Annotated in this window: 1 protein-coding gene; it reads left to right on the forward strand. The window is 59.7% G+C overall.

What is annotated here, in order from left to right; translation table 11 throughout:
- The coding region (locus tag WBR68_RS31430) for an IS3 family transposase (protein WP_230696278.1) at positions 1-640 on the forward strand (640 nt) is incomplete at both ends.

Here is a 640-nt window from a genome sequence, read left to right on the forward strand (position 1 = left end):
AATCTGCGGGCGAGGCTGCCGTGAATGCCAAACGCATTTATCGGGTCATGCGCGCGCACGATCTATTGATCGCCCGTAAGGTCCAGCTGGCGCGGCCTGAACGCCGTCACGATGGACGCGTGGCCGTCGCGCGCAGCGATCAACGCTGGTGTTCTGACGGTTTTGAATTCCGATGCGACAACGGCGAACCACTGCGGGTGACGTTTGCGCTGGACTGTTGCGATCGCGAAGCGTTGAGCTGGGCGGCCACCACTGCGGGGCACAGCGGCGACATCGTCCGCGATGTGATGCTGGCCGCCGTTGAAAGCCGCTTCGGTGGCACCTTGAAACCACCTCATCCCATTGAGTGGCTAACCGACAACGGCTCGGGCTACATCGCCGAAAAAACGCGTTCGTTCGCCACCGAGATCGGCCTGCATCCATTGACCACGCCCGTGTGCAGCCCGCAGAGTAACGGAATGGCCGAGAGCTTCGTAAAGACCATGAAGCGCGATTATGTTGCCTTCATGCCCAAGCCCGATGCCAATACTGCCGCACATAACTTGGCTCTGGCCTTCGAGCACTACAACGAATCGCATCCACACAGTGCGTTGAAGTATCGTTCTCCCCGAGAGTTCCGGCGTCTCGCCGTTTTATCAAC

Origin of the sequence: Achromobacter sp. JD-1 (assembly GCF_038594925.1) — a bacterium.
In the GTDB taxonomy this organism is placed as follows: Bacteria; Pseudomonadota; Gammaproteobacteria; order Burkholderiales; family Burkholderiaceae_B; genus Achromobacter; species Achromobacter spanius_C.